This window comes from Campylobacter coli (assembly GCA_039516895.1).
In the GTDB taxonomy this organism is placed as follows: Bacteria; Campylobacterota; Campylobacteria; order Campylobacterales; family Campylobacteraceae; genus Campylobacter_D; species Campylobacter_D coli_B.
In genome coordinates this window covers 1,018,458-1,043,983 of sequence record CP154437.1, presented here as the reverse complement: position 1 = coordinate 1,043,983, position 25,526 = coordinate 1,018,458, and the positions used below count along the sequence as shown (strand labels likewise).

The 25,526-nt window shown below is 29.5% G+C and carries 22 protein-coding genes and 5 pseudogenes; 19 read left to right on the top strand and 8 right to left on the bottom strand.

What is annotated here, in order from left to right:
• Both dapA and AAID94_05300 read left to right on the top strand, forming a co-directional pair.
• Positions 1–897: a 4-hydroxy-tetrahydrodipicolinate synthase gene (dapA, locus tag AAID94_05305; protein ID XAK23263.1), complete on the top strand. Its 897-nt coding sequence runs from the start codon at positions 1–3 to the stop codon at positions 895–897.
• Positions 897–1,676, top strand: coding sequence for an enoyl-ACP reductase (locus AAID94_05300; GenBank protein XAK23262.1), 780 nt, complete (start codon positions 897–899; stop codon positions 1,674–1,676). The genes dapA and AAID94_05300 overlap by 1 nt, the downstream gene beginning before the upstream one ends.
• A gap of 108 nt (positions 1,677–1,784) precedes the next feature.
• Here the strand turns inward: AAID94_05300 and AAID94_05295 are convergent, their stop codons facing one another.
• Together AAID94_05295 and AAID94_05290 are read right to left on the bottom strand one after the other, a co-directional pair.
• The gene (locus AAID94_05295; GenBank protein ID XAK23261.1) at positions 1,785–2,090 is read right to left on the bottom strand and encodes a hypothetical protein; all 306 of its coding nucleotides are present in this window, start codon (positions 2,088–2,090) and stop codon (positions 1,785–1,787) included.
• Between the two features lie 11 nt (positions 2,091–2,101).
• On the bottom strand, positions 2,102–2,698 hold the full coding sequence (locus AAID94_05290; protein ID XAK23260.1) for an MBL fold metallo-hydrolase: 597 nt from the start codon (positions 2,696–2,698) through the stop codon (positions 2,102–2,104).
• Positions 2,699–2,771: 73 nt separating this feature from the next.
• Between AAID94_05290 and AAID94_05285 the strand changes: the two genes are divergently transcribed.
• The 6 genes from AAID94_05285 to AAID94_05260 all read left to right on the top strand — a co-directional run bounded on the left by AAID94_05285 (position 2,772) and on the right by AAID94_05260 (position 9,416).
• On the top strand, positions 2,772–3,518 hold the full coding sequence (locus AAID94_05285; GenBank protein XAK23259.1) for an NAD+ synthase: 747 nt from the start codon (positions 2,772–2,774) through the stop codon (positions 3,516–3,518).
• A complete protein-coding gene (locus tag AAID94_05280; GenBank protein XAK23258.1) occupies positions 3,518–4,450 on the top strand; it encodes a tetraacyldisaccharide 4'-kinase in 933 nt (310 codons plus the stop codon). Before AAID94_05285 ends, AAID94_05280 begins: the two co-directional genes overlap by 1 nt.
• Positions 4,437–5,849, top strand: coding sequence for a threonine synthase (thrC, locus tag AAID94_05275; GenBank protein XAK23257.1), 1,413 nt, complete (start codon positions 4,437–4,439; stop codon positions 5,847–5,849). Before AAID94_05280 ends, thrC begins: the two co-directional genes overlap by 14 nt.
• Positions 5,846–6,565, top strand: a complete 720-nt coding sequence (gene kdsB, locus AAID94_05270; GenBank protein ID XAK23256.1) for a 3-deoxy-manno-octulosonate cytidylyltransferase — start codon at positions 5,846–5,848, stop codon at positions 6,563–6,565. Before thrC ends, kdsB begins: the two co-directional genes overlap by 4 nt.
• A gap of 88 nt (positions 6,566–6,653) precedes the next feature.
• Entirely contained in the window at positions 6,654–7,988 is a 1,335-nt protein-coding gene (locus tag AAID94_05265) for a hypothetical protein (protein ID XAK23255.1), read from the top strand.
• Positions 7,989–8,063: 75 nt separating this feature from the next.
• Positions 8,064–9,416 (top strand): hypothetical protein, encoded by a 1,353-nt coding sequence (locus tag AAID94_05260; GenBank protein ID XAK23254.1) that lies wholly within the window; start codon positions 8,064–8,066, stop codon positions 9,414–9,416.
• A gap of 40 nt (positions 9,417–9,456) precedes the next feature.
• Here the strand turns inward: AAID94_05260 and AAID94_05255 are convergent, their stop codons facing one another.
• The 3 genes and pseudogenes from AAID94_05255 to AAID94_05245 form a co-directional block, all read right to left on the bottom strand.
• Positions 9,457–10,050 carry a cysteine peptidase family C39 domain-containing protein gene (locus AAID94_05255; protein XAK23253.1) on the bottom strand — a complete coding sequence of 198 codons (594 nt, stop codon included), beginning with the start codon at positions 10,048–10,050 and terminating at the stop codon, positions 9,457–9,459.
• A complete protein-coding gene (locus AAID94_05250; protein XAK23252.1) occupies positions 10,035–10,889 on the bottom strand; it encodes a hypothetical protein in 855 nt (284 codons plus the stop codon). Before AAID94_05250 ends, AAID94_05255 begins: the two co-directional genes overlap by 16 nt.
• 94 nt (positions 10,890–10,983) lie before the next feature.
• A pseudogene (locus AAID94_05245) lies at positions 10,984–11,157 on the bottom strand (spore coat protein CotH).
• A 19-nt stretch (positions 11,158–11,176) separates the two neighbouring features.
• On the opposite strand from AAID94_05245, the pseudogene AAID94_05240 reads away from it, so the two are divergent.
• Positions 11,177–11,772, top strand: a pseudogene (locus tag AAID94_05240) (helicase).
• Positions 11,773–12,006: 234 nt separating this feature from the next.
• Here the strand turns inward: AAID94_05240 and AAID94_05235 are convergent.
• Both AAID94_05235 and AAID94_05230 read right to left on the bottom strand, forming a co-directional pair.
• Positions 12,007–12,654: a pentapeptide repeat-containing protein gene (locus tag AAID94_05235; protein ID XAK23251.1), complete on the bottom strand. Its 648-nt coding sequence runs from the start codon at positions 12,652–12,654 to the stop codon at positions 12,007–12,009.
• 656 nt (positions 12,655–13,310) lie between these two features.
• Complete coding sequence (locus tag AAID94_05230; protein ID XAK23250.1) at positions 13,311–13,757, bottom strand: Abi family protein; 447 nt, start codon at positions 13,755–13,757, stop codon at positions 13,311–13,313.
• 446 nt (positions 13,758–14,203) lie between these two features.
• On the opposite strand from AAID94_05230, the gene AAID94_05225 reads away from it, so the two are divergent.
• The 4 genes and pseudogenes from AAID94_05225 (at position 14,204) to AAID94_05210 (ending at position 18,800) form a co-directional block, all read left to right on the top strand.
• Positions 14,204–14,644 carry a hypothetical protein gene (locus AAID94_05225; GenBank protein XAK23249.1) on the top strand — a complete coding sequence of 147 codons (441 nt, stop codon included), beginning with the start codon at positions 14,204–14,206 and terminating at the stop codon, positions 14,642–14,644.
• Positions 14,645–14,764: 120 nt separating this feature from the next.
• Positions 14,765–16,047: pseudogene (locus tag AAID94_05220) on the top strand (hypothetical protein).
• A 75-nt stretch (positions 16,048–16,122) separates the two neighbouring features.
• Positions 16,123–17,430: a hypothetical protein gene (locus AAID94_05215; GenBank protein XAK23248.1), complete on the top strand. Its 1,308-nt coding sequence runs from the start codon at positions 16,123–16,125 to the stop codon at positions 17,428–17,430.
• A gap of 93 nt (positions 17,431–17,523) precedes the next feature.
• A pseudogene (locus tag AAID94_05210) lies at positions 17,524–18,800 on the top strand (hypothetical protein).
• 40 nt (positions 18,801–18,840) lie between these two features.
• On the opposite strand, the pseudogene AAID94_05205 reads toward AAID94_05210, so the two are convergent.
• Positions 18,841–19,041: pseudogene (locus AAID94_05205) on the bottom strand (peptidase C39).
• A gap of 273 nt (positions 19,042–19,314) precedes the next feature.
• Between AAID94_05205 and AAID94_05200 the strand changes: the two are divergent.
• Genes AAID94_05200 through AAID94_05175 form a run of 6 tightly spaced genes read left to right on the top strand, consistent with a single transcriptional unit; the run spans position 19,315 to position 25,444 of the window.
• Positions 19,315–19,995 (top strand): hypothetical protein, encoded by a 681-nt coding sequence (locus AAID94_05200; protein ID XAK23247.1) that lies wholly within the window; start codon positions 19,315–19,317, stop codon positions 19,993–19,995.
• Positions 19,992–20,606: a hypothetical protein gene (locus AAID94_05195; GenBank protein XAK23246.1), complete on the top strand. Its 615-nt coding sequence runs from the start codon at positions 19,992–19,994 to the stop codon at positions 20,604–20,606. Before AAID94_05200 ends, AAID94_05195 begins: the two co-directional genes overlap by 4 nt.
• A gap of 52 nt (positions 20,607–20,658) precedes the next feature.
• Complete coding sequence (locus AAID94_05190) at positions 20,659–21,621, top strand: ABC transporter substrate-binding protein (protein XAK23245.1); 963 nt, start codon at positions 20,659–20,661, stop codon at positions 21,619–21,621.
• A 23-nt stretch (positions 21,622–21,644) separates the two neighbouring features.
• The gene (locus AAID94_05185) at positions 21,645–23,714 is read left to right on the top strand and encodes a TonB-dependent receptor (GenBank protein XAK23244.1); all 2,070 of its coding nucleotides are present in this window, start codon (positions 21,645–21,647) and stop codon (positions 23,712–23,714) included.
• Positions 23,715–23,717: 3 nt separating this feature from the next.
• Positions 23,718–24,707 (top strand): iron ABC transporter permease, encoded by a 990-nt coding sequence (locus AAID94_05180; protein XAK23243.1) that lies wholly within the window; start codon positions 23,718–23,720, stop codon positions 24,705–24,707.
• Positions 24,704–25,444, top strand: a complete 741-nt coding sequence (locus AAID94_05175) for an ABC transporter ATP-binding protein (protein ID XAK23242.1) — start codon at positions 24,704–24,706, stop codon at positions 25,442–25,444. Before AAID94_05180 ends, AAID94_05175 begins: the two co-directional genes overlap by 4 nt.
• The last annotated feature ends 82 nt before the right edge of the window (positions 25,445–25,526 follow it).

The following is a 25,526-nucleotide window of genomic DNA, read 5'->3' as shown; positions in this document are numbered from 1 at the left end:
ATGGATAAAAATATCATTATCGGAGCAATGACAGCTTTGATTACACCTTTTAAAAATGGCAAGTTAGATGAGCAAAGTTATGCAAGATTGATACAAAGACAAATTGATAATGGCATTGATGCGGTAGTTCCTGTTGGGACGACAGGAGAAAGTGCAACTTTAACCCATGAAGAACATAGAACTTGTATTGAAATTGCAGTAGATATTTGTAAAGGAACTAAGGTTAAGGTTCTAGCGGGTGCTGGAAGCAATGCTACTCATGAGGCTGTGGATTTGGCTCAATTTGCCAAAGAGCATGGAGCAGATGGAATTTTAAGCGTAGCTCCTTATTATAACAAACCAACACAGCAAGGACTTTATGAGCATTATAAAGCGATTGCAAATAGTGTGGATATTCCTGTGCTTTTATACAATGTCCCTGGAAGAACAGGCTGTGAAATTAGCACCGAGACTATTATTAAATTATTTAGAGATTGTGAAAATATTTATGGAGTTAAAGAAGCGAGTGGAAATATAGACAAATGCGTTGACTTGCTTGCACATGAACCAAGGATGATATTGATTTCAGGTGAAGATGCGATCAATTATCCTATACTTTCTAATGGGGGCAAAGGGGTGATTTCGGTTACTTCAAATTTATTGCCTGATATGATTAGCAAGCTTACCCATTTGGCTTTAGAAGAAAATTATAAAGAAGCTAAAAAGATTAATGACGAGCTTTATAATATCAATAAAATTTTATTTTGCGAGAGCAATCCCATCCCTATAAAAACTGCTATGTATATAGCAGGACTTATTGAAAGTTTGGAATTTAGACTTCCTCTTTGCCCTCCAAGTAAAGAAAACTTTGCTAAAATAGAGGAAGTGATGAAAAAATATAAAATTAAAGGATTTTAATGGAAACAGAATTTAAAGGAAAAACCTTAGTTATTAGTGGCGGAACACGCGGGATTGGTAAGGCTATTGTATATGAATTTGCAAAAGTAGGAGCAAATGTAGCTTTTACTTATAATTCAAATGCGCAAATCGCTAATGAAATGGTTGAGGATTTGGAGAAGAATTATAAGATCAAAGCAAGAGCTTATGAATTCAATATTTTAGAACCTGAAACTTACAAAGAGCTTTTTGAAAAAATTGACATGGATTTTGATAGGGTGGATTATTTTATTTCAAATGCTATTATTTCAGGTCGTGCAGTTGTGGGTGGTTATACTAAATTTATGAAGTTAAAACCAAAAGGAATTAACAATATCTTTACTGCTACTGTAAATGCTTTTGTTGTGGGAGCCCAAGAAGCAGCTAAGAGAATGGAGAAAGTAGGGGGTGGAAGTATTATTTCAATTTCATCTACTGGAAATTTAGTTTATATAGAAAATTACTCAGGACATGGCACAGCAAAAGCTGCGGTTGAAGCAATGGCAAGATATGCAGCAACAGAACTTGGAGAAAAAAATATCCGTGTAAATGTAGTCAGCGGTGGACCGATTGAAACAGATGCTTTAAGAGCTTTTACAAATTATGAAGAGGTTAAACAAGCAACTATAAATTTAAGTCCTTTAAACCGCATGGGACAGCCTGAGGATTTAGCCGGTGCTTGTCTTTTTCTTTGCTCAAATAAAGCAAGTTGGGTAACAGGACACACTTTCATCGTAGATGGTGGAACGACTTTTAAGTAAAATAAAATTTTAATTTTACTTAAAAAATATTATTTATTTTTTGAGTGCTTGCTTAAAAAACTTGCACTTATAAAAATAAATTTTTTAAAACAATCATAAAAACAGAGTTTAATCAAGTTTTAGTTTCCAGCCCACATAAGCAGTCAAAAGCGTAAATAAGAAAATCAAATTTAAAAATAAATCGCCAAACCCAATATAACCTATAGACAATACACTATAAAAAAATCCGCCCACAGCTGAATAAATACAAATTGTACTTAAAGAGCCATTTTCCGCCATTTGTTTACAGGGACAAATTTTATAAAATTTTTTATCATTAAATTGATTTTTTTTCTTATTTCCTAAAAATAAACCTAAAAGTGCAAAAGCATCTAAAAAAACAAAAAAGCAAAGTAACACAAAATCCAAATTCACAAAAGCCACCTTTAAAAATATCTAAGCCAAGAAGGCAAATGCACTTGTTCAGCTCTAAGGCTTGTTTCTTGCCCATGCCCAGGTAAAAGTCTAAAGTCTTCTTTATAAGCCATCACTTTTTCCAAGCTTTGTTTCATTAAATTGGCATCTGAATAAGGAAAATCCCATCTTCCTATACTTCTATAAAATAAAAAATCTCCACTAAACATCAAATTTTCACCCACAAGTTCTATCATGGTACAGCCTGGTGTATGTCCAGGGAGAAAATGAAATTTAAACCGAGTGTTAGAAATTTCAAGCTCATCTTCATTTTCGATTAAAATATCTGCATTGCTTGGCTCAAAACCTTTTCCAAAAGGATCTTGTAGCATAAATTCATCATTTTTATGGATATAAATTGGAATGTCAAATTCTTTTTTTACTCTAGCATTATCCCATACATGATCATAATGCCCGTGAGTATTTAAAATCGCTAGAGGTTTTTTAGCGTATTGTTTTATAAAGCTTAGAGCATTAAGGCCAGGATCTATTATAAAATCCCCTTTAGAGGTATTTAAAATATAGCAATTTGTCTCATAAGGTCCGCAAGCTTGTTTTAGAATTTGCATTTTTAGCCTTTTTTATTGAAATTTGAACTTAAAATGAATTATAATTATACATTGATTGTTTAAAGGTAAGTTTATGGATTATGAAAAAATTTCTCAAGCTTTATGTGAATTTATTCAGCGCAAGGTTCAAGACTCGGGTTTAAGTGGTGTTGTTTTAGGACTTAGTGGGGGAATTGATTCTGCTTTGGTGGCGACGCTTTGCAAGAAGGCTTTAGGCGAAAATGTTTTTGCGCTTTTAATGCCCACAAAATTTTCTAATCAAGAAAATTTAAACGATGCTTTAGATCTTTGTCAGGAATTAAATTTAAAATACAAAATCATAGAAATTCAAGACATTTTAGAAGCTTTTTTAAAACAAAGTGAAAATACAGATGAGTTAAGCAGGGGAAATTTTGCCGCACGCATTAGAATGAGCTTGCTTTATGATTATTCTGCTTTAAAAAAAGCTTTAGTGGTTGGTACTTCAAACAAAAGCGAATTGCTTTTGGGCTATGGGACAATTTATGGAGATTTAGCTTACGCTTTTAATCCCATAGGAGAGCTTTATAAAAGTGAAATTTATGAATTAGCAAGATATTTAAATTTAAATGAAAAATTCATTCAAAAAGCTCCAAGTGCAGATCTTTGGATAGGACAAAGTGATGAGAAAGACTTGGGTTTTTCCTATGAGCTTATAGATAAAGGATTAAAAGCACTTGAAAATCAAGATGTGAAAGTATTAGAAAATTTAGATAAAAAATTATTAGACATGCTTCAATCAAGAATAAAAAACAATGCTTTTAAAAGAAATATGCCTGAAATTGCGAGTTTGAATAAATAATGAATGAAGAAAAAAAGTATCAACTTTGGCTTGATAATTATTTTTTTAAACCCAGCTTTTTTCAAAAATGTTTAGCTTTTATTCTTTTGCCTTTGAGTTTGCTTTATGGTTTGTGTGCGATTTTAAATACTTGTTTTCGTCAAAAGATTGATTTTAAAAAACCCATTATAAGCGTAGGAAATTTAAGCTTTGGAGGAAATGGAAAAACACCTATTTGTAAGGCTATAGCAAGGGAATTTGAAGGCGTTTTTATAGTGCTTAGAGGTTATAAGCGTAAAAGTAAGGGTTTAGTTGTAGTTAAAAATGAAAATACAATTTTAGCTCAAGTTTCGCAAAGTGGCGATGAAGCGATGGAGTACGCATTTGAAGAATGTGTCAAGGGCGTGATCGTAAGTGAAGATAGGGTAGTAGGAATTCAAAAAGCTTTTGAGCTAGGGGCTAAAATAGTGCTTTTAGATGATGCTTTTTCTAAATTTCATATCCAAAAATTTGATATTTTACTTGAAAGCAAGATCAAGCCTTATTTTAATTTTACCTTACCAAGCGGTGCTTATCGTTTGCCTAAATTTTACGAAAAAAAAGCTGATTTTATAGCTTGTGAGGGTAGGGATTTTATACGCTATTCTTATGTAAAAGAAAATCCTAAGGCGGTTTTGATTACAGCTATTGCAAAGCCTTTTAGGCTTTATGAGCATTTTATAAAGGCTAGGGCTTGTTATTTTTTTAAAGATCATTATGAATTTAAAAAAGAAGAATTGCAAGCTTTGTTGGATAAGCATCATTGTGATACTTTAATGCTAACTTTTAAGGATTATGTTAAGGTGAAGGATTTTGGATTTAAGTGTCAGATTATAGAATTAAATATAGAATTAAAAGAAAATTTCAAAGAAAAATTATATCAATATATAAGGAGTTTTAATGTTGCTAGTTGAAAGTAGAAATATAAACAATAAAGTAGATTTTAAAAATGCATTAGTTAATCCTAATGCTCCACAAGGTGGGCTTTATTCGCCTTTAAATTTGCCTCAATTTGATGGAGAAAAATACGCAGACTTATCTTATAAAGAATTTGCTTTAAAGTTGATAGAGAGTTTTGAATTTGGACATGAGGCTTTGTTTGATAAGGCTTTAAAAAGTTATGAAAAATTTGATGATAAAAACTCACCTATCGCTTTAAAAAAGATAAAAGATAAAACATATATTAACGAGCTTTGGCATGGGCCTACAAGAGCTTTTAAAGATATGGCTTTACAACCTTTTGGAGTGCTTTTAAATGAATTTTCTCAAAATGAAAAAATTTTAATCATTTGTGCTACGAGTGGAGATACAGGACCTGCAACGCTTAAAAGCTTTGAAAATTTAGAAAATATTAAAGTGCTTTGCATGTATCCAAAAGGTGGAACAAGTGCTATACAAGAGCTTCAAATGAGAGCTTTAGATAAGGGAAATTTAAAAGTTTTTGCTATCAGGGGAGATTTTGATGATGCACAACGCACTTTAAAAAATTTGCTTGCAAAAGAAACTTTTAAAGATGAATTGAGCAAAGTAGGATACGGACTTTGCGCTGCTAATTCTGTAAATTTTGGTAGAATTTTATTTCAAATCATCTATCATTACTATGCAAGCTTAAAACTTTATCATGAGTTTAAAGAAGAGATTGAAATTCTTGTACCAAGTGGGAATTTTGGCAATGCTTTAGGGGCGTATTATGCTAAATTGATGGGAGCTAAAATTTCTAAGATAAAAATTGTTTCTAATGCTAACAATATTCTTACTGATTTTTTTACCAAAGGAGAATATGATCTTAGGGATAGAAGTTTAAAAAAGACGATTTCTCCGGCTATGGATATACTTATTTCTTCAAATATCGAAAGATTGTTATTTTCTAAATTTTCAGATCTTAGGACTAATGAATTGATGAATTTGTTAAAAACTGAGAAATATTTCAAATTAGAAAAAGAGGAGTTACAAAGTTTGCAAGAGGATTTTGAAGCTGATTTTTGTACCGATGAAGAATGTATGAATTTTATTAAAGAGAGTAAAATTTTAATCGATCCGCATACTGCAACTTGCTTTAAAATGCTTGATACTTCAAAGCCAAGCATCATCACTTCAACAGCAGAATGGACTAAATTTACTCCAAGTATGGTAAAAGCACTTTTTGGTAGAGAATGCAAGGATGAAAAGGCAGATTTTGAGCTTTTGGCTAAAGAATTTAAAGTAGATATCAAAAAAGATCTTTTAGAGCTTTTTGATCTTAAAAATGCTGATGAAAAAGTCTATGAGATAGGGGATATCGAAGGTGAAATTTTAGAATGGATTAAAAAATGATTATTATACCGACAAGATTAGCTTCAACGCGTTTTCCTGAGAAAATTCTTTGCGATATAGGCGGTGTACCTATGTTTATCGCTACTGCTAAGCAAGTTTCGAGTGTGGATGAGGTTTGTATAGCAGTAGATGATGAAAAAGTGCTAGAAATCGCTAAAAGATATGGCTTTAACGCGGTTTTAACAAGTAAAAATCATGAAAGTGGCACAGATAGGATCAATGAAGCTTGTAAAAAGCTTAACCTAAAAGATGATGAAATCATCATCAATGTACAAGCAGATGAACCCTTTATAGAATGCGAGAATTTAGCCAAATTTAAAGAATTTGCTAATTCTTGTTTGAAACAAGAAGCTTTTATGGCGAGTTGTTATAAGGATATCAGTAAAGATGATGCAAGCGATCCGAATTTGGTGAAAGTGGTTTGCGATAAAAATAATTTTGCTTTATATTTTTCAAGAGCGAAAATTCCTTACGAAAGGGCAGACTATGAGGAAAGTTTTAAAGGACATTTAGGAATTTATGCTTATAGCGTTAAAGCTTTGCGTGAATTTTGCACTTTGGAAAATTCTGCTCTTGAAAAAGCTGAAAAACTAGAGCAATTAAGAGCTATTGAAAATGGCAAAAAGATAAAAATGCTTCAAATTAACACTGATAGCATGGGGATTGACACCCAAGAAGACTATGAAAGGGCTTTGCGAATTTATTTGGGAGAATAATTTATTCCAAAGTGGAACAAATTTTGCTTGTATTATTTATAAAATATATTTAGATTGAAGGCAAAAAAATCTAAATCAAGGAATTAATATGAGTATCTTTAGCATCAATGATAACTCAAACTATGGTTCTATACTTTCACAAGCAAAAGCTAATAAAGAAAGTAAAGAAAATTCTAAAATAAGTTTTGCTAATGCTTTTTTAAAACAAAATGCTAGTAAGTTAAATGAAATTCAAAGTGCAAATTCACAAACTTTAGCAAGAAGTGAAGTATTAAATTCTACTAATACAACAAATACTAGCAATAACACTAATTTTAGTATAAGTAGTAAAACAAGTTCTCCTAATTATGATATATCAAGTGAATTTAAAAACTCTATTTATACTCTAAAATACAAACAAGTAGATTTAAGCACTGATACAGCTTATGGTTATAGTGTAGATAAAGATGGCTATATGGGAAGTGATTTTAACAAAGCTGCGGGACTTCCTGAAGATTTTAAGATACATAAATCTACTTTGGACGAGATTAAAAAAGCTGCTGAAAACGATCCTGTTGCTTCAAGTATAAAAGAATACTTAGGCGTAAGCGAGTATTATACTAATATCGATATGGCTGAAACCATTAAACAATACTACAATCTTTTTTCTAATGCTTTAGAACAAAGTTTTCCAAATGATAAAACAAGTTTTAGTGAAGCAGATATAAATTCTATGCCTAAGGGGTATGCTATAAATGGAATAAAATCGATGGATTTTAATGATTCAAGCAATAGAATGAATATCACTCACCTAAGAGATTTTTCAAATTCTTTTATTACAAATATTTATCAAATCCCTGAACAAATGAAAGAAGCTGAAAGTTTATATATACAATCAGGATCTTTAATAGATGGCATAAATGGACATAGTTTTGGTTTATCTTTGGAAGAAATCAAAAATATTTCTAAAGGTGAAGATTGGCAATTTAATCCTGATATGTCAGTTTATCCACAAAATGAAGATGGAAATTATTCTAAAGAAACTTTATTTATGAGTTTTTTAAAATCATATGGTAGCGGACAACCTGTTGAGAGTTCAGAAACTACACTTAATCCAAAAGTAGAAGCTTACAATAGGGCTATGGCTAAAGAAAGTTTTAATGGTGATAGTATTGCTTTAAATGACATTATGACAGGTAAGGTTGATTTTGCAAGTTTATTAAAAGGCTATGCACAAGATGGTTGGCTTGATGCAGGTATTTATGCAATGGAAAAAGGAATTAAATGGCAAAATCACATAGGTTATGGTGGTGGAGCTTGGTTTGAAAGAGAGCTTAATCAAGCAAAAGCTAATGGTTGGAAAGCAAGTAGTGAAAGTATAAATTCTTATGTTGGATCTATAATGGATAGATTAAATAATCTTATAGGACAAACTAGGGTTTAAGGGTTATGGATAAGTAGGCTTAAAAACTTATTTATCTATATAAAAAAATAGAAAAATCTAAATCAAGGAATTAATATGAGTATCTTTAGCATCAATGATAACTCAAACTATGGTTCTATACTTTCACAAGCAAAAGCTAATAAAGAAAGTAAAGAAAATTCTAAAATAAGTTTTGCTAATGCTTTTTTAAAACAAAATGCTAGTAAATTAAATGAAATTCAAAATGCAAATTCACAAACTCTAGCAAGAAGTGAAGTATTAAGCAGTAACTCAAATTCTACTAATATATCAAATACTAGCAATAATACTAATTTTAGTATAAGTAGTAAGACAAGTTCTCCTAATTATGATATATCAAGTGAATTTAAAAACTCTATTTATACTCTAAAATATAAACAAGTAGATTTAAGCACTGATACAGCTTATGGTTATAGTGTAGATAAAGATGGCTATATGGGAAGTGATTTTAACAAAGCTGCGGGATTACCTGAAGATTTTAAGATACATAAATCTACTTTGGACGAGATTAAAAAAGCTGCTGAAAATGATCCTGTTGCTTCAAGTATAAAAGAATACTTAGGCGTAAGCGAGTATTATACTAATATAGATATGGCTGAAACTATAAAACAATATTATAATCTTTTTTCTAATGCTTTAAGCCAAAGTTTTCCAAATGATAAAACAAGTTTTAGTGAAGCAGATATAAATTCTATGCCTAAGGGGTATGCTATAAATGGATTTTATAATGGTTATGGTATTTTTCAAAATCCTGATCCTATAAGAAATAATGATATTGCTATTAAGAGTATAGCTGATTATTCTGATGTTTCAATTTCAAATGTGTATAGAAACCAAGAGCAATTTAATGAAGCAAATAGTATTTACTCTGATTCTGCAGGATTAATAAAGGGAATTAAACCCGAAACCTTAGGCTTATCCTTAGAAGAAATTAAAAATGTTTCTAAAGGTGATGATTGGCGGTTTAATCCTGATATGTCAGTTTATCCACAAAATGAAGATGGAAGCTATTCTAAAGAAACTTTGTTTATGAGCTTGATAAAATCTCAAGAAGGGCGTGTTTTATATAGTCCAAAAACAACACTTAATCCTATAATAGAAGTCCATAATAGGGCTATGGCTAAAGAAAGCTTTAGTGGTCCTGCAATTAACATTGATAGTATTATGACAGGTAAAAGTGATTTTAAAAGCTTTTTTAGATATTGGGCAGAGCGTGGCATAGCAGAAGGTGATTTATATATGTATGAAAATAACATTCCTAAAGAATCTGCTATGGGTAATTGGGCTTTAGACGCTGAAATTAAACAAGCTCTTGCTAATGGTTGGAAAGCAAGTAGCCAAAGTATAGATTCTTATGTTAATTCTATAATGGATAGACTTAATAATCTTTTAGGGCAGACTAGGGTTTAGGAAGTAAATAAAAAGAAATTAATATCGCTTAATTGCGATATTAAAATCCAAAATGTTTTATTTCAAAATTTAAAGATTTGGGTAAATTGAGTTTGTAATCTTTGAGTTGTTTTTTAGGATTAACAACTAAAGCAAATCCACCTTTATTGTATCTATCCCAAACACTATAAAATTCTCTTTTAGAACTGATATATTCCCCATAACTTGGATCAAGTATTTGCAAATAATTACCTTTATGATTTATAATCACTACAAAATGTGGAAAGCGTGGATCATCTTCAATTTTAACTAAAATAGGGACAGATATAATATTTTCTAAAATCTTTCTATCGACTTTATAAGATTTGCTTTCATAGCCAAGCTTTTTTACTGCATCATTTAAATCCGCAAAGCTTACCATATCTGTATAAAGTTTTTGTCCACTCATGGTTTTTAATAAATCTAATTCTGTTAAATTATTATCATCAAGTGTATTAATAAGCGTAGCCAAAGAAGCAGCACCACAAGATTCTTCATAATTTTGCCTTACAACTTTTTCATTTTTGATTTCAGCATAAGATTTGACTACAAATTCTGCCTTTAAAAACAAAGGCAAAAGAGCAACCATTAATGCTATTTTTAGAATTTTTTCCATAGATTGATACCAAAAATTGCATCAGGAGCAGCAGAGCTTCCACCTAGACTTGCACTGACTGAAACAGCAGTATCTTGATTTATGCTATAAGTAGAACCGCCACTAATTGTAGGAATTGATCTGATTTCTGAATTTTTTACACCATTGATTTTTTGTTCGGTTTGAAATCTTTGTTCTGCTCCTAAATCCAAAGTAATTTTAGGGCTTAAAATTATAGATAAATTTCCACCAAAGTAAATACTATTGCCATAATCTATTTTTGCGATTTTAAATTTTCTTTGGGCATTATAACCAAATCCTGTATAAATACTATATACCACTGGATCGCTATATCCTCTTAAACTTGCCTCTAGGTTTTGGGATTGAAAATAAAAGTTTTTAGTTTGCAAAACTGTTTTTTCTCTTTGAATGATCGCTGTTTGAAATTTAATCTGCGGAACAAAGTCAGCAATGCTTTCTCCTGTATAAATAAAGCCTATCCATAAAGAATCAAAATTTAAAGTATTTTTGCTTGTAAAAGCACCTGAAATAATATTGTTATACTCTTGTCTTGCATAATTTCCACCGCCTGAAATAAGTAAATCGAAATTAGGTGTAAGCGTATAAATAAAAGTTTGATTCAAATAAAGTTGCTTTGTATCATTCCAAACATTTAAATCTCCATTTACTCCAATATTTGGATAAATGTAATAAGAGTGAGGATTTCCTGTGCTAAGCAAGGATAAACTTGTAATGCTTCTTAAGCCTATTTGCTTTTTAAACAAATTGTCTATATTTAACTCATCACTAGCAAAAAGACAACCACTTAAAACTGCCAAAATAAGAATAATTTTTTTCATTTTTTACCTTTTAAAATATTGCTTTGAAAAATTAAGCAAGGAGCGTTCCAAATTTTTAGTATATTCTTTATATTTTATTCCTTTCTTTTATAAATTATCCATCTCTTTTAATCTCATTATTCCTAGCACTTGTCCATCGCAAGATATTATCGGATCGTCCTCGCTCTCCTTGCTGTAACTGATTGAGTGCATTGATGTGCAAAAGCATTTGAGTTCGTTTTGTGTTATGAACCATAGGCTGTTTGGACAATATTCGCATAGAGTTTCTTTAATCACATGTTTATACAAAAGATTTCATTGTCTTTAAAAATGATACGAGTGATCTAAACAAAAGCAGACAAGCAGAACTTGAAAGAAATTTTGAAAAGATTGTTAAAACCATAGCTGATGACTATCAAAAAGAATATAAGGTTTTGGAGTTTAAAGGATTGCTTGTAAGTGGAGAAAGAACAGATTTAAACACTCTTAATTTTTATGTGAGTACTACTGATGGTAAAACAATAATGGAGCCTGAAAATTTGATTTATAAAAGAGATGAAAAAACTTTTTTTAAATTGGAAAGTTATGTAAATTTTGGTGGTTTTGTAAAGAGATTAAACAATTTTTATAATGACTTAGAAAAATTTACTCAACTCAATAAAAATAAGATAGAAAATCTTGAAAAAGAAATTGTGGAGCTAAAAAGCATTACAGGAGATAACACTCCAAAATACAAAAGAAAGGATTATTTAGAGGCATTAAGAGAAGATAATCGCATTGTTATGGAAGAAATAGAAAAAATGAGTAAGCAAAAAACTACAAAAGTGATTTTGTGCCAAAATCTGCAAAGATTTTAAAAAATCTAAATAGGAATAATGAAACTAAACAACAAAATTGTTTTTAGATGAAAATATTAAATATATTATCCCATTTTCACATGCAAAACCAAAACAACTCAAAACCTTATAACTTATTAAAATCACAAAGGAAATTATTGTCATTAAATCCATTACCATAGGCAACACCTCCACTAATTTTTTAATTATAAATGTTTTTTCCTCGCTTTCCGTCCGTAGACCAACATTTACTTAGTGATCGGTTGCATGTGAAAACTAGAGGACCGAGGTAGAGTATTATATCATATTTTTAAATCATTTAATATTTTTTGAATATAACTTAAAGTATGAAAATCATTAGAAATTAATGAAGGAAGTTTTGGCAAATTATCAATTAAAAATTGTTCACCATATTGACATACTAATATTTTAAGCGAGACAGTGTCCAATAAACCTTTTTTTCTATGCAAAGTTTGAGACTTTCTTATATATGCATTACTCCTCAAGTTTTCAACAATTTCAACCAATTTAGGATCAAATAAACTAATTTTTGGAGAATTTTGTAAAATTATTGTATTTATTAAATTATTTTCAGGAATTATTTTAAAATCTTTAGAATTACTTAATATTTTACAATCATAAAATTTGCAATCTTTTATTTTAGATCTATCAAAATTAGAAGCTTTAATAATGCAATTTTTGAAAATTGCATTTATCAAATTACATTTTCTAAACAATGTTCCTTTAAATAGACAAGATTCAAATTTTGCTCCATAAAAACTACAAAATTTAAACTTTGTAGCAATAAAAGATGTATTCGCAAATAATGACCCTGAAAAATTAGTCTTGTAGCTTGATGACTTATTAAAATTTTTATTTAAAAATTTCCTGTTTTTTCTATCTTTATTTTTATAACTAAATGCTTTTTTATTTTTATCATTAACAGACATAATCCATCTCTTTAAGTTTGTTTATTATCTGTAATCTCGGCATTAAATATATTATTCTTTGTTTTCTTTGCTGTAGCTGATTTTAAAAAGTATATAAATAAAAACAAAAGAATAGTCTTGCAACTATTCTCGCTAAAAATGGATCCCATTTTTTTGTTCTATGTTAAAATTGTAATTAAATTATTCTTAAAAGTGACTTAATCATAAAGTTAAAGCTTGATACAATATGCTGATTATCAATAAAATATTGCTTCTTTTTTCTAGAACGCTTTATAAAATCAAATAATTTCTTTTTAATCTTTTTTAGCATTTTTGGTGGGCATAACTCTTTTATAAGAAATAATAAACATATACAATCATGTATAAGTGGATTTTCTAAATATGTTAATTTTTTATTTTTACTAACAATTGATAACTTTCTCATTTTGGTTTGCAAATGTTTTGTTGGTTTAAAGGAAAAATTTTCATAAGATCTAAGATTGTTTAAAATACAAAAATTGTGAGCTGAAGCATTTCTTAATTTGCTTATTTGATCAACAAAACTACAGCTTTGCATTTTTGTTATATTGCAATAAAATTGATAAAATTTAACGAACTCTGAAAAAGTCAATATCTCAATAAAATTCCATAAGGCAAAATGATTTTCCCATTTTCCATTATTTTCTATATAATACTTTTCTATATAATTTTTTTTGATATATGTTACACTTTCTTTGCTTTTTGTATAACATAAGAGCTGAAGGTTCTTTATTAGACGATAAAAAGTCTTTAACTATTTTATATCCATCTTGATTTTCATCATTGCTACAATGGGTATTAATTTGTGTTTTAAGCAAATGTTCACAAGTTAAACATAATTCTAATATAATATCTCTTAATAAAGTATCTATAATACTTATTTCCCTTAGATATGCAAAATCTAATCGTATATATTTATTATGTTGATCTTTATCATAATTTTTTGCAAAAACTTTAATTTTAAAAAAATAATTGCTTTCACTTAAAAATTTTTTTGCTTTTTCTTTATCAATAAGAACAAATTTTATACCTAGATTTTGCATATATTGTATTTGCTCATCTATATTTAACTTATGTTTATGCATTATATAAATCATCCTTAAAATTTATAGACATAAAAAAATTAATACAATAATTGTAGTACAAAATATATTTAAATGCAATATACTTTTATTATTCTTATTTTCTTACTTTACATCATTCTTTATTTATCTTTAAATTACTATATTTTGATATCATTGTTCTCTATAATTTACTCATCTCTTTCAATCTCATTATTCCTAACACTTGTCCATTGCAAGATTAATTGAGTTAAATTGTAATACAATATAAAAAATTATTTGTTTATATTTTAGATTAGCTTTATTACAATTTTATACATTTTTTTAAAAAATAAAAAACTTTCACAAATACCATAAAATCATTATATCTATTTTTCAAATATCTATAACATAGATACTTTGTTAAATTTGATTTAGGGCATTTATTATGATAAAATGAATTATATTACATTTTAAAACAAGGAGCTAAAATGTTTAAAAAACTATTGAGTGTTGTAGCTTTAGGTGCTTTATTCGCAAGTTCTGCTTTTGCAGAAGATATTCTTGCTAAAGTCAGTAATGGAGCAATTAGTGATAATAGTGCAGGTGTTAAAGTTCTTAGCCTTGATGAGATGAAAGAGGTTAAGGGTGGAACTTATTTTTATAGAGATCCAAGTTATGATTTTCATGGGGCTATTCCAAGTTATGCTTATGTAGCTACAGAGGGCGGATGGCATGGCGAAGAGGCTACTGCACAAAAAATAGGGATTGATTCTGGAAGAATAGTTCTTGGTAAAATTCGCTATGTAAATAATCAAAAAGATTATTATTTACAAAGTTATGAAAAAAGCACAGGAACTCTTCGTGATATTTGGGCTTGGAATGGAAGTCCTGCTTATGATGTTTTAAAAGATTTTAAAAATCAATACTAAACTATTTCCTCGTTCCACTTATCCAAAGTGGAACAAATTTTGCTTGTATGATTTTAATATATTTAGGTTGAAGGCAGAAAAATCTAAATCAAGGAATTAATATGAGTATCTTTAGCATCAATGATAACTCAAACTATGGTTCTATACTTTCACAAGCAAAAGCTAATAAAGAAAGTAAAGAAAATTCTAAAATAAGTTTTGCTAATGCTTTTTTAAAACAAAATGCTAGTAAATTAAATGAAATTCAAAATGCAAATTCACAAACTCTAGCAAGAAGTGAAGTATTAAATTCTACTAATACAACAAATACTAGCAATAATACTAATTTTAGTATAAGTAGTAAGACAAATTCTCCTAATTATGATATATCAAGTGAATTTAAAAACTCTATTTATACTCTAAAATATAAACAAGCAGATTTAAGCACTGATACAGCTTATGGTTATAGTGTAGATAAAGATGGCTATATGGGAAGTGATTTTAACAAAGCTGCAGGATTGCCTGAAGATTTTAAAATACATAAGTCTACTTTAGATGAGATAGAGAGAGTAGCTGAGAATAACTTTTATGATACAAAAACAAAAGAATATCTAGGTGTGGATAAATATTATGATAATATAGATATGGCAAATACTATCAAGCAATACTATGATAAATTCAATGATATTATTAATCATACTTTTAACGATACCAATAAAACAAGTTTTAGTGAAGCAGATTTAAATAGTTTGCCTAAAGGATATAGTTTAAATAATAAAAATTTAGAAATACCTTATCGTTTGGAAGATAAAACCATAACAAATTATTACAATACCCAAGAACAATACGATGAAATGGAACAATTAGGAACGATTGCACATATTAACGTGGGATTGCAGCCATTAAATTTTACTCCTCAAAGTATGCAAACTCAAAATTTAGATCAAGACAGTGCAAGAGATACTTTTAATCCTGATATGTCATTTTATCCAAAAAATGAAGATGGAAGTTATTCTAAAGAAGCTTTATTTATGAGTTTTTTAAAATCCTCTGGTGGTGCAGAAGTTTTAGCAGGTGGTGATACTAAAATTAACCCCATAATCCAATCTTTTAGAGAAGCTATGGCTAAAGAAAGCTTTGATGGATCATTAGCTTCCTTAGATGACATTATGACAGGTAAGGTTGATTTTGCAAGTTTATTAAAAGGCTATGCACAAGAGGGTTGGCTTGATGCAGGTATATATGCAATGGAAAAAGGAATTAAATGGCAAAATCACATAGGTTATGGTGGTGGAGCTTGGTTTGAAAGAGAGCTTAATCAAGCAAAAGCTAATGGCTGGAAAGCAAGCAGTGAAAGTATCAATTCTTATGTTGGATCTATAATGGATAGATTAAATAATCTTATAGGACAAACTAGGGTTTAAGGGTTATGGATAAGTAGGTTTAAAAACTTGTTTATCTATATAAAAAAATAGAAAAATCTAAATCAAGGAATTAATATGAGTATCCTTAGCATCAATGATAACTCAAACTATGGTTCTATACTTTCACAAGCAAAAGCTAATAAAGAAAGTAAAGAAAATTCTAAAATAAGTTTTGCTAATGCTTTTTTAAAACAAAATGCTAGTAAATTAAATGAAATTCAAAGTGCAAATTCACAAACTCTAGCAAGAAGTGAAGTATTAAACAATAGTTCAAATTCCACTAATATATCTAATTATTTTTCTAAAACAAGTTCTCCTAATTATGATATATCAAGTGAATTTAAAAACTCTATTTATACTTTAAAATATAAACAAGTAGATTTAAGCACTGATACAGCCTATGGTTATAGTGTAGATAAAGATGGTTATATGGGAAGTGATTTTAACAAAGCTGCGGGACTTCCTGAAGATTTTAAGATACATAAATCTACTTTGGATGAGATAGAGAGAGTGGCTGAATATAATGTTTCTGATATAAGAGAATATCTAGGTGTAGATAAATATTATTCTAATATAGATATGGCTGAAACCATAAAACAATACTACAATCTTTTTTCTAATGCTTTAAGCCAAAGCTTTCCAAGTGATAAAACAAGTTTTAGTGAAGCAGATATAAATTCTATGCCTAGTGGATATGCTGTAGGTGGAGATAAATGTATGAATTTTAATGATCCAAATAATAGAATGAATATTACTCATTTAACAGACTTTTCTGGAGCTTTAGTTTCAAATGTCTATCAAACATCAGAACAAGCAGAGAAAGCTGATGATCTTTGGGCTGATTCTGGAAATATGATTAATGGTTTAAAACCTGAAACCTTAGGTTTATCCTTAGAAGAAATAAAAAATGTTTCTCAAGCTAAATATGAATGTGATTTTAAACCTGATATGTCATTTTATCCAAAAAATGAAGATGGAACTTATACTAAAGAAGATTTATTTATGAGTTTTTTAAAAGCTCAAAATGGACAACCCGTTGAGAGTCCAAAAACTACACTTAATCCAAAAGTAGAAGCTTACAATAGGGCTATGGCTAAGGAGAGTTTTTCAACCACTAGCGTTGATTTGACTGATATCATGACAGGTAAGGTTGATTTTGCAAGTTTATTAAAATATGAACTTGATAGAGGTCGTATAGCTGGAGAGCTTTATATGTATGAAAAGGGCATGTCTCCTAAGCAAGCTTTAGGCAATTGGGCTTTAGACGCTGAGATTAAACAAGCTCTTGCTAATGGCTGGAAAGCAAGTAGTGAAAGTATAAATTCTTATGTTGGATCTATAATGGATAGATTAAATAATCTTATAGGACAAACTAGGGTTTAAGGGTTATGGATAAGTAGGTTAAAAACTTATTTATCTATATAAAAAAATAGAAAAATCTAAATCAAGGAATTAATATGAGTATCTTTAGCATCAATGATAACTCAAACTATGGTTCTATACTTTCACAAGCAAAAGCTAATAAAGAAAGTAAAGAAAATTCTAAAATAAGTTTTGCTAATGCTTTTTTAAAACAAAATGCTAGTAAGTTAAATGAAATTCAAAGTGAAAATTCACAAACTCTAGCAAGAAGTGAAGTATTAAATTCTACTAATACAACAAATACTAGCAATAACACTAATTTTAGTATAAGTAGCAAGACAAGTTCTCCTAATTATGATATATCAAGTGAATTTAAAAACTCTATTTATACTTTAAAATTCAAACAAGCAGATATAAGCACTTCTACCAATACAGCTTATGGTTATAGTGTAGATAAAGATGGTTATATGGGAGAAGATTTTAATAAAGCCGCAGGATTACCTGAAGATTTTAAGATACATAAATCTACTTTAGATGAGATAGAGAGGTATAATACAGATTTTAATGCTCATACAGCTAATTATTTAGGAGTAAGCAGTTATTATTCTAATATAGATATGGCAAATACCATAAAACAATATTATAACAAATTTGATGAGATATTAAATCACACTTTTAACAATGCGAATAAAACAAGTTTTACCGAAGTAGATTTAAATAGTTTACCTAAGGGTGTAAGTATGTCAGTAGGAGATTTTGATTTTGCTTCACCTTTAAATTTGGAAAGCAAAACTATAACAAATTATTACAACACCCAAGAACAATACAATGAAATAGAACAATTAGGAATATTAGGACATATTAATACAGGCTTGCAACCATTAAATTTCACTCCACAAAGTATGCAAACTCAAAATACATCAAACAAATATACTTTTAATCCTGATATGTCAGTTTATCCACAAAATGAAGATGGAAGTTATTCTAAAGAAGCTTTATTTATGAGTTTTTTAAAATCAACGGGTGCTGATGTTTTAAAAGGTGGCAATACCACAATGAATCCTATAGTTAAATCTCACAAAGAAGCTATGGCTAAAGAAAGCTTTGATGGATCATTAGCTTCCTTAGATGACATTATGACAGGTAAGGTTGATTTTGCAAGTTTATTAAAAGGCTATGCACAAGAGGGTTGGCTTGATGCAGATATATATGCAATGGAAAAAGGAATTAAATGGCAAAATCACATAGGTTATGGTGGTGGAGCTTGGTTTGAAAGAGAGCTTAATCAAGCAAAAGCTAATGGCTGGAAAGCAAGCAGTGAAAGTATAAATTCTTATGTTAATTCTATAATGGATAGATTAAATAATCTTATAGGACAGACTAGGGTTTAGGAAGTAAATAAAAAGAAATTAATATTGCTTAATTGCGATATTAAAATCCAAAATGTTCTATTTCAAAATTTAAAGATTTGGGTAAATTGAGTTTGTAATCTTTGAGTTGTTTTTTAGGATTAACAACTAAAGCAAATCCACCTTTATTGTATCTATCCCAAACACTATAAAATTCTCTTTTAGAACTGATATATTCTCCATAACTTGGATCAAGTATTTGTAAATAATTACCTTTATGATTTTATGCCGCAACAAAAATTTCAAGCTATATAAATTTATATTTTTATAAGTTTTATAAAACTTTTATTTTGATAAAGCTTATAGTTATTGTTTTTAAATAATATAAAAAATTTTATAATATTTTTTCTATTTATAATTTAATTTTATATGAAGTTAATTGATTAAACAATAAGCTAATTAATAGAATTCTTATCGGTATAAAGGTTTTATTTAGTTTTTATTTTTTTTAAATATAATAATCATTCTTATTATTAAATAATAAAGGAATGCTTTAATGATTGATTTTTCTTTATGCCAAGAAGAGTTTAATTTCTTGAAAAAAGAAGGCGGTATTTTAATTCTTGATACGCAAAACAATTTCGATATGGCAAAAATTAATAATGATGATTATTATGATGGTATTTTTTTTAAGGTTGACGCCTATAAAGAATTTATTAAAGATTGTGCATTTAAAGATTATAGGGTTGTGCTAGTTGAAACAGGAATTGATCAAATTTTATTATATAAATACAGGCATAAAATAGAAGATTTTTTAGATAGAGGTGGAATTTTTATTAGCTTTGCTGCCAATTTTTTAGAATGGTTGCCAGGAAATATGCTTTATAAGGAGAGTAAATATCCTATCAAGGATAGAGTGATACAGACGAATGGGCATGAAATCACTCGTGGGGTTAAAGATTATGATATTACTTATAGAAGAGGAGTGTGTGGTTTTTTTACTAGAGGATATTTTGAGCCACCAAAAAAATCAGAAATAGTCTTGAAAGACAATTTTAATCAGTGTGTCGCTTATATTGATTATGATACTACTAGCGGGGTTATAGTAAGCACAGCGGGTGCAGATTTGTTTAATTATGGCTTATTTGAACAAAGCACAGCAAAGAGAATAGGGTTTAATTTTTTGCTATGGCTTAGCAAAATAATTAAAAATGGCAAGCCAAAGGGGATAAAATGAAGCGAGCAATTATAACTGGTGGTGCATTTCATAATCAAAATTTTTTCAAGGTAAATAATGGAAAGTTTGGCGATATGTTTCAAGAAAGAATTTATCTTCCGGAATTAAAAGCTATAGATTTGATGGTTTATGATTATATTGTAATTGCTTCTAGGTTAAATGTAGGATTTTTACTTCAAAATAAAGATAAATTTTTAGAGTATCTGAAAAATGGAGGACATATTGTTAGTTTTGGGGATGTAAAGGCGGATTATTTGCCATATATTGATTTTGAAGAAACACAAGTAAATTTTTGGTGGTGGATACACAAGGGGGCTGATTTACCTTTGTATCAATACGATAAAAACAACAATATTTGGCAATTTTTAGATATCAAAGAGTGCAAATGGCATTATCATGGATTTTACAATATAAAAGAAGGTTGCGAAAAAATTATAGTAGATGAATTAGGTAGGAGTATTTTGTATAAAGATGCTACAAGTTTTAAAGGAAATATGTATGTTACTTCTTTAGATCCAGATTATCATATTGGACAGGGATTTATGCCCATTACTATCCCCTTTTTAGAAAAATTTATATCTTGGGTTGAGGAAGATATTCGGCATAAGTAGAAGATGTTTTCTATCTATAAAAATAATTATTGATTTTACAAGGATTTAGATAATGATTCATAAGATGGTTGTAATGTTTTTTGTGATGGTGAGTTGCGTTTATGGTGAACAAAGAGTGGCCATTATAGGAGGACTTTGGCCTCTTGCTTCTGTGGTGGCTTTTTGGACGGATGCTAAAATTGTATATATGCCAAAGGCCTCTTTTAATGCCATGGAGAACTCTTTGGCTTCAAAATATCATCAAGAATATAAACAAGCCAAAGTTGGAAATAGTGAAAATTTGGAAGAGTTAATAGCAATAAACGCAGATATTTATATATGTGGTGTTGCAAATATAAAGCTTTGCAGTGCACTAAGAAAAGCAGGCTTAAATGTTGTTGAGTTAACTACAAATGTGGATAATTATAATTCTAAAAAAACATTAGAACATTGGCTTGTTTCTTTAGAGAAGTATTTTTCTATACAACAAAACAATAAGAAATTACTAGATGAGATTACGCAAGTAGAAAATTTTATAGCTTCGCGTGTTGGAGAACATAGGATTAAAGCGATTATTATTCGCCAGATAGATAAAGGCAGTATTTTATCTGGAGTTTTTAGCCATTATTTGATTACAAAAAGTGGAGCTGAAAATCCTTTAGGAGAAATCTTAGGAAATAAAATCAATATAGAGGAGATTTACAAAAGCGATCCAGATGTAATCTATATTTCAAACTTTACCCCTTTAATGCCAGAAGATTTGTTGCAAAATAAAGAATGGAAAAATATGAAAGCGGTTAAAGAAGGGCGTGTTTACAAATTGCCTTTAGCCACCTATCGTCCTTTTGCTCCAAGTCTTGATTTGGCACCTACTTTAATGTTTATGGCGCAAAAAAATTATCCTAGTGCTTTTAAAGATATCAATATAGAGGAAATTTACAAGAAGCATTTTATGCAGTATTTTGGCATTTCTTTAGATGATAATGATTTACATAAAATTCTAAATCCTAGTCCTAATGCAGGTATTTTAAATTAATTTTTATACAAAGAAAGAAGAATATGAAAAAGTTTTTTTATATAAGTTTGATTAGTTCTTGTTTGTTGGCTCAAGAAGCTGATGTAAAAACTTATTCTCTTGATAAAATCGTTGTAGCAGGAGATGAGATAAACGATGATGTAGTTTGGGACATTTTGCAATTGGAAGAAGAGTTACCAACTAGAAGTGTAAGTGTTGTAAGTCAAAAAGATATTTTAAGTAAAGGTGGAAGTGGTGGAGTTCAAGGTTTGCTTGAATCAGTTCCTGGTATTATGTATTCTCGCTCGGGCGGAGTTGGGGGTCAATTAAGCGTAAGGGGAATGAATTCTAATAATTCTCGTTCTATTATCGCAATAGATGGGGTAAGAGTAACAGGAAGAAGCACTTTAGAGCTTAATATGATCGATCCTAATTCTTTAGAGGGCATAGAGGTAATTAGAGGATCAGCTTCTTCCTTATATGGCTCTAATGCAATTAATGGGGTTATCAATTTTAAGACAAGACGCTATAACGGCGATATAAATGAACCCTTTAAAATGGATGCTAAGATTAGAGCTTTAGAATTTAATAGTGTTAATGCAGGATTTGGAAGTAGGGCAGAATTATTAGGGGGCGGTGATGGCTGGGATATTTTACTAGGAATTCATGGGCGCAAGGGTAATGATTTTAGAACCCCAGAAGGCATTGCTAAAAATTCTAAATATCAATCCTATGGGACAGATTTTAACATAGGTTATACTAAGGATAATATTCGTTATTACACTCAAGGAAAATTTCAAAAAATTAATACTTATAATGCGGGTGGAATTCATGCAAAACCAGGTAGTTATTATGGGATTGTAAGAAACGAGGATCCAATGTATGAGTATTATATAAGAGGAGGTGTGGAAGTTTATGATCTAGAAATTGCAGATAAGATGGATGCTTATTTATATTGGAGGCATTATGATACAGATTTATGGATTGATAGGCGTAGCATAGGAGAAAGCTTTATTCATCAGCTTGTGCACAATACCAATCAAGTAGGAGGAGCATTAAATTTTAATAAAGAGATTGATAGGCATTCTTTAGGTTATGGTTTAAGTGTTTTAAGTGCAATATCTCCTACTCCAACAAAACAAATCAATCAAATTAGCAATCAAGAAGTTACTACTTCAAGATCGACTATTGATACAGAGATTGCTGCGTACATAAAAGATGATTATAGACTTAATGATAATTGGATATTGTCGAGTTCTTTGCGTTATGATTATATAATCACACAAATTGGCAGCAATAAATTTACAAATGAAACGCAAGATATGACGGATTTTTTAAATAGCCATAAAAAAAAGACTTCAGATGCCTTAACGGGAAGTATAGGTGCTTTGTATTATATTAATGATAAAATTGCATTGATAGGTAATGTAAGTCAGAATTTTAAAAGCCCTGGAACAACAGGTTTATTTCCTAGTGCCACTTCAGAAGCAAATCACGATTTAAAACCAGAATATGCACAAACTTATGAAATAGGTGGAAGATATCAAGAGGGTAGTCATTATGGTTCTTTGGTGTTTTTTAGAACAGATTATACAGATATGATACAAAATATAAACATAGGAGGAGGCAAGGTACAAGCTCGAAATATCGGTAAGGCTTATATTCAAGGGATTGAATTTGAAAGTCACCATAGAATTATGGAAAATTGGCTTGTTGATATTATAGCAGCCTATAATTATGGTCAAGACAAGACAGCTGATAAGCCTCTTGCATATATCGCACCTTTATATGGTAATTTAGCTTTAGGATATGAATTTAATTGGGGATATATAAAATGGATTCAAAAGGCATATCTTGGTAAAAATCGAATAGATTCTACTCAAGAAAGAGAAACAAGCAGTTATACAATTACAGATATTAATGTAGGGGTTGATTTGAAGCATTTTAACAAAGAATGGAAAGATATGCAATTGACTTTTGGAGTTGAAAATCTTTTTAATCAAAAAGGACGAAATCCTACAACAGCTGAAGATATAGCCTATGCTAGAGCTCTTACAAATCCTTTGTTGGAGCCTGGAATAAACGCGTTTGTTAAATTTGCATATAAGTATTAAGTCATGTTGAAGTATATTATAGGTTTTTTAATATTAGTGCTAGTAAGTTTTTATGTAATGGGTATTGGAAGATATGAAATTTCTTATATGCAGATGCTAAAGGTGATTTACGCGGTTGTATTAGATCAACCTTCAGTAGATGAAAAATTAGAATATATTCTTTTTAATGTCAGAATACCTCGTATTATTTTAGCAATTTTTGTAGGAGCTTCTTTGGGGGCTTCAGGAGCTTCTTTTCAGGCTATTTTTAGAAATCCTTTAGCAAGTCCAGATATCTTAGGAGTAGCTAGTGGGGCTGGATTTGGTGCAGCGCTTGCATTATTACTTGGGGCTAATGTTTATATGCTTACATTTTTTGCATTTGTGTTTGGGGTTTTAACCTTATTTTTAACTTTATTAGTCGCAAGAGATTATAGTAATAGAATAATGATTGTTTTGGGTGGGATTATTATCACAGCTTTTTTTCAAAGTCTTATATCTTTATTAAAATATATAGCAGATCCTCAAGATACTCTTCCAACAATTACTTATTGGTTATTAGGCTCTTTAAGTGTGAGTAATTTAGGACAATTGGTATTTTGTTGCATAGGAATGTTTATAGGGGGGCTTATCATAGTGATTTATAGATGGAAGCATAATTTATTAATGCTAGATGATAATGAAGCTAAAAGTTTAGGGCTTAATATTGTTCGTCTTAGGATTATTTTAATATTTGCTACAACTTTGATAGTTTCTTGTGTTGTTAGTATATGTGGAATTATAGGATGGGTAGGTCTTATTATTCCTCATATTGCTAGAATTATTGTAGGTAGCAATATGGCTAAAGTCATTCCTTTTAGTTTGATTATTGGCGCTTTGTTTATGATTGTTATCGACACTTTTAGTCGTTCTGTGAGTTCTGAAGAGATACCTATTTCTATTCTTAGTGCGATTATAGGGTCATTATTTTTTATGGCTATTTTATTTAAAATGAAAGGAGAGATGAGATTGTGAGCTTGTTTAGAGTAGAAAATGGAACTTTTATCCGCAACCAAAGGATAATTTTTAAAGGAATTAATTTTGCAATCGATAAAAGTGAAGTTTTGGCTATTCTTGGTAGAAATGGAGTGGGCAAAACTACTTTAATCCAATGTTGCATGGGATTTCTTAAATGGGCTGATGGAGCAAGCTATTTGCAAAATAGAGCGGTTGAAACAATATCACATCAGGAATTATTTTCTAAAATATCTTATATACCGCAAGCTAAAAATTTAAAGATCGGCTTAAAGGTTCTTGATATGATACTTTTAGGTTTTAACACTAAGATTACAACGATACCTAAAAAAGAGCATATTGATAAAGCTAATGAAATCATGGAAGATTTAGAGATAATGCATTTAGCTCAAAAAACTTGTGATTGTTTAAGCGGAGGAGAGTTGCAAATGGTGATTTTTGCTAGAGCACTCGTGAATGAACCTTTATTGATTGTGCTGGATGAACCAGAGTCTAATTTAGATTTTAAAAATCAAGATAGAGTTTTAAAAACTTTGGAATTTTTAAAAAAGAAAGGAAAAAGCGTTATTATCAATACTCACTATCCACAAAATGCTCAAAGACTTGCAGATAAAATACTTATTATGCATAAAAATAGAGATTGTATTATAGGAGATAAGCAATTGATAAATAAAAGGCAATTAAGCAAAAGTTTCGAGGTAGATCGTAGTTTTTTCGAATATATGGCAACTTTATAATATGAAATTTTTAATAAACTTTAACAATTTTAAAGGATTTAATATCACTTAATTGCGATATTAAAATCCAAAATGTTCTATT

What these genes read in the sequence shown, in the direction of transcription:
- AAID94_05290 (XAK23260.1), bottom strand. Translation starts at nt 2,698, where the DNA reads ATGCAAATTCTAAAACAAGCTTGCGGACCTTATGAGACAAATTGCTAT.
- AAID94_05250 (XAK23252.1), bottom strand. Translation starts at nt 10,889, where the DNA reads ATGAAAAAAATTATTCTTATTTTGGCAGTTTTAAGTGGTTGTCTTTTT.
- AAID94_05255 (XAK23253.1), bottom strand. Translation starts at nt 10,050, where the DNA reads ATGGAAAAAATTCTAAAAATAGCATTAATGGTTGCTCTTTTGCCTTTG.
- AAID94_05285 (XAK23259.1), top strand. Translation starts at nt 2,772, where the DNA reads ATGGATTATGAAAAAATTTCTCAAGCTTTATGTGAATTTATTCAGCGC.
- AAID94_05265 (XAK23255.1), top strand. Translation starts at nt 6,654, where the DNA reads ATGAGTATCTTTAGCATCAATGATAACTCAAACTATGGTTCTATACTT.
- AAID94_05225 (XAK23249.1), top strand. Translation starts at nt 14,204, where the DNA reads ATGTTTAAAAAACTATTGAGTGTTGTAGCTTTAGGTGCTTTATTCGCA.
- AAID94_05180 (XAK23243.1), top strand. Translation starts at nt 23,718, where the DNA reads ATGTTGAAGTATATTATAGGTTTTTTAATATTAGTGCTAGTAAGTTTT.
- AAID94_05215 (XAK23248.1), top strand. Translation starts at nt 16,123, where the DNA reads ATGAGTATCCTTAGCATCAATGATAACTCAAACTATGGTTCTATACTT.
- AAID94_05235 (XAK23251.1), bottom strand. Translation starts at nt 12,654, where the DNA reads ATGTCTGTTAATGATAAAAATAAAAAAGCATTTAGTTATAAAAATAAA.
- AAID94_05195 (XAK23246.1), top strand. Translation starts at nt 19,992, where the DNA reads ATGAAGCGAGCAATTATAACTGGTGGTGCATTTCATAATCAAAATTTT.
- AAID94_05280 (XAK23258.1), top strand. Translation starts at nt 3,518, where the DNA reads ATGAATGAAGAAAAAAAGTATCAACTTTGGCTTGATAATTATTTTTTT.
- AAID94_05200 (XAK23247.1), top strand. Translation starts at nt 19,315, where the DNA reads ATGATTGATTTTTCTTTATGCCAAGAAGAGTTTAATTTCTTGAAAAAA.
- AAID94_05190 (XAK23245.1), top strand. Translation starts at nt 20,659, where the DNA reads ATGATTCATAAGATGGTTGTAATGTTTTTTGTGATGGTGAGTTGCGTT.
- dapA (XAK23263.1), top strand. Translation starts at nt 1, where the DNA reads ATGGATAAAAATATCATTATCGGAGCAATGACAGCTTTGATTACACCT.
- AAID94_05260 (XAK23254.1), top strand. Translation starts at nt 8,064, where the DNA reads ATGAGTATCTTTAGCATCAATGATAACTCAAACTATGGTTCTATACTT.
- AAID94_05185 (XAK23244.1), top strand. Translation starts at nt 21,645, where the DNA reads ATGAAAAAGTTTTTTTATATAAGTTTGATTAGTTCTTGTTTGTTGGCT.
- thrC (XAK23257.1), top strand. Translation starts at nt 4,437, where the DNA reads ATGTTGCTAGTTGAAAGTAGAAATATAAACAATAAAGTAGATTTTAAA.
- AAID94_05230 (XAK23250.1), bottom strand. Translation starts at nt 13,757, where the DNA reads ATGCATAAACATAAGTTAAATATAGATGAGCAAATACAATATATGCAA.
- AAID94_05300 (XAK23262.1), top strand. Translation starts at nt 897, where the DNA reads ATGGAAACAGAATTTAAAGGAAAAACCTTAGTTATTAGTGGCGGAACA.
- kdsB (XAK23256.1), top strand. Translation starts at nt 5,846, where the DNA reads ATGATTATTATACCGACAAGATTAGCTTCAACGCGTTTTCCTGAGAAA.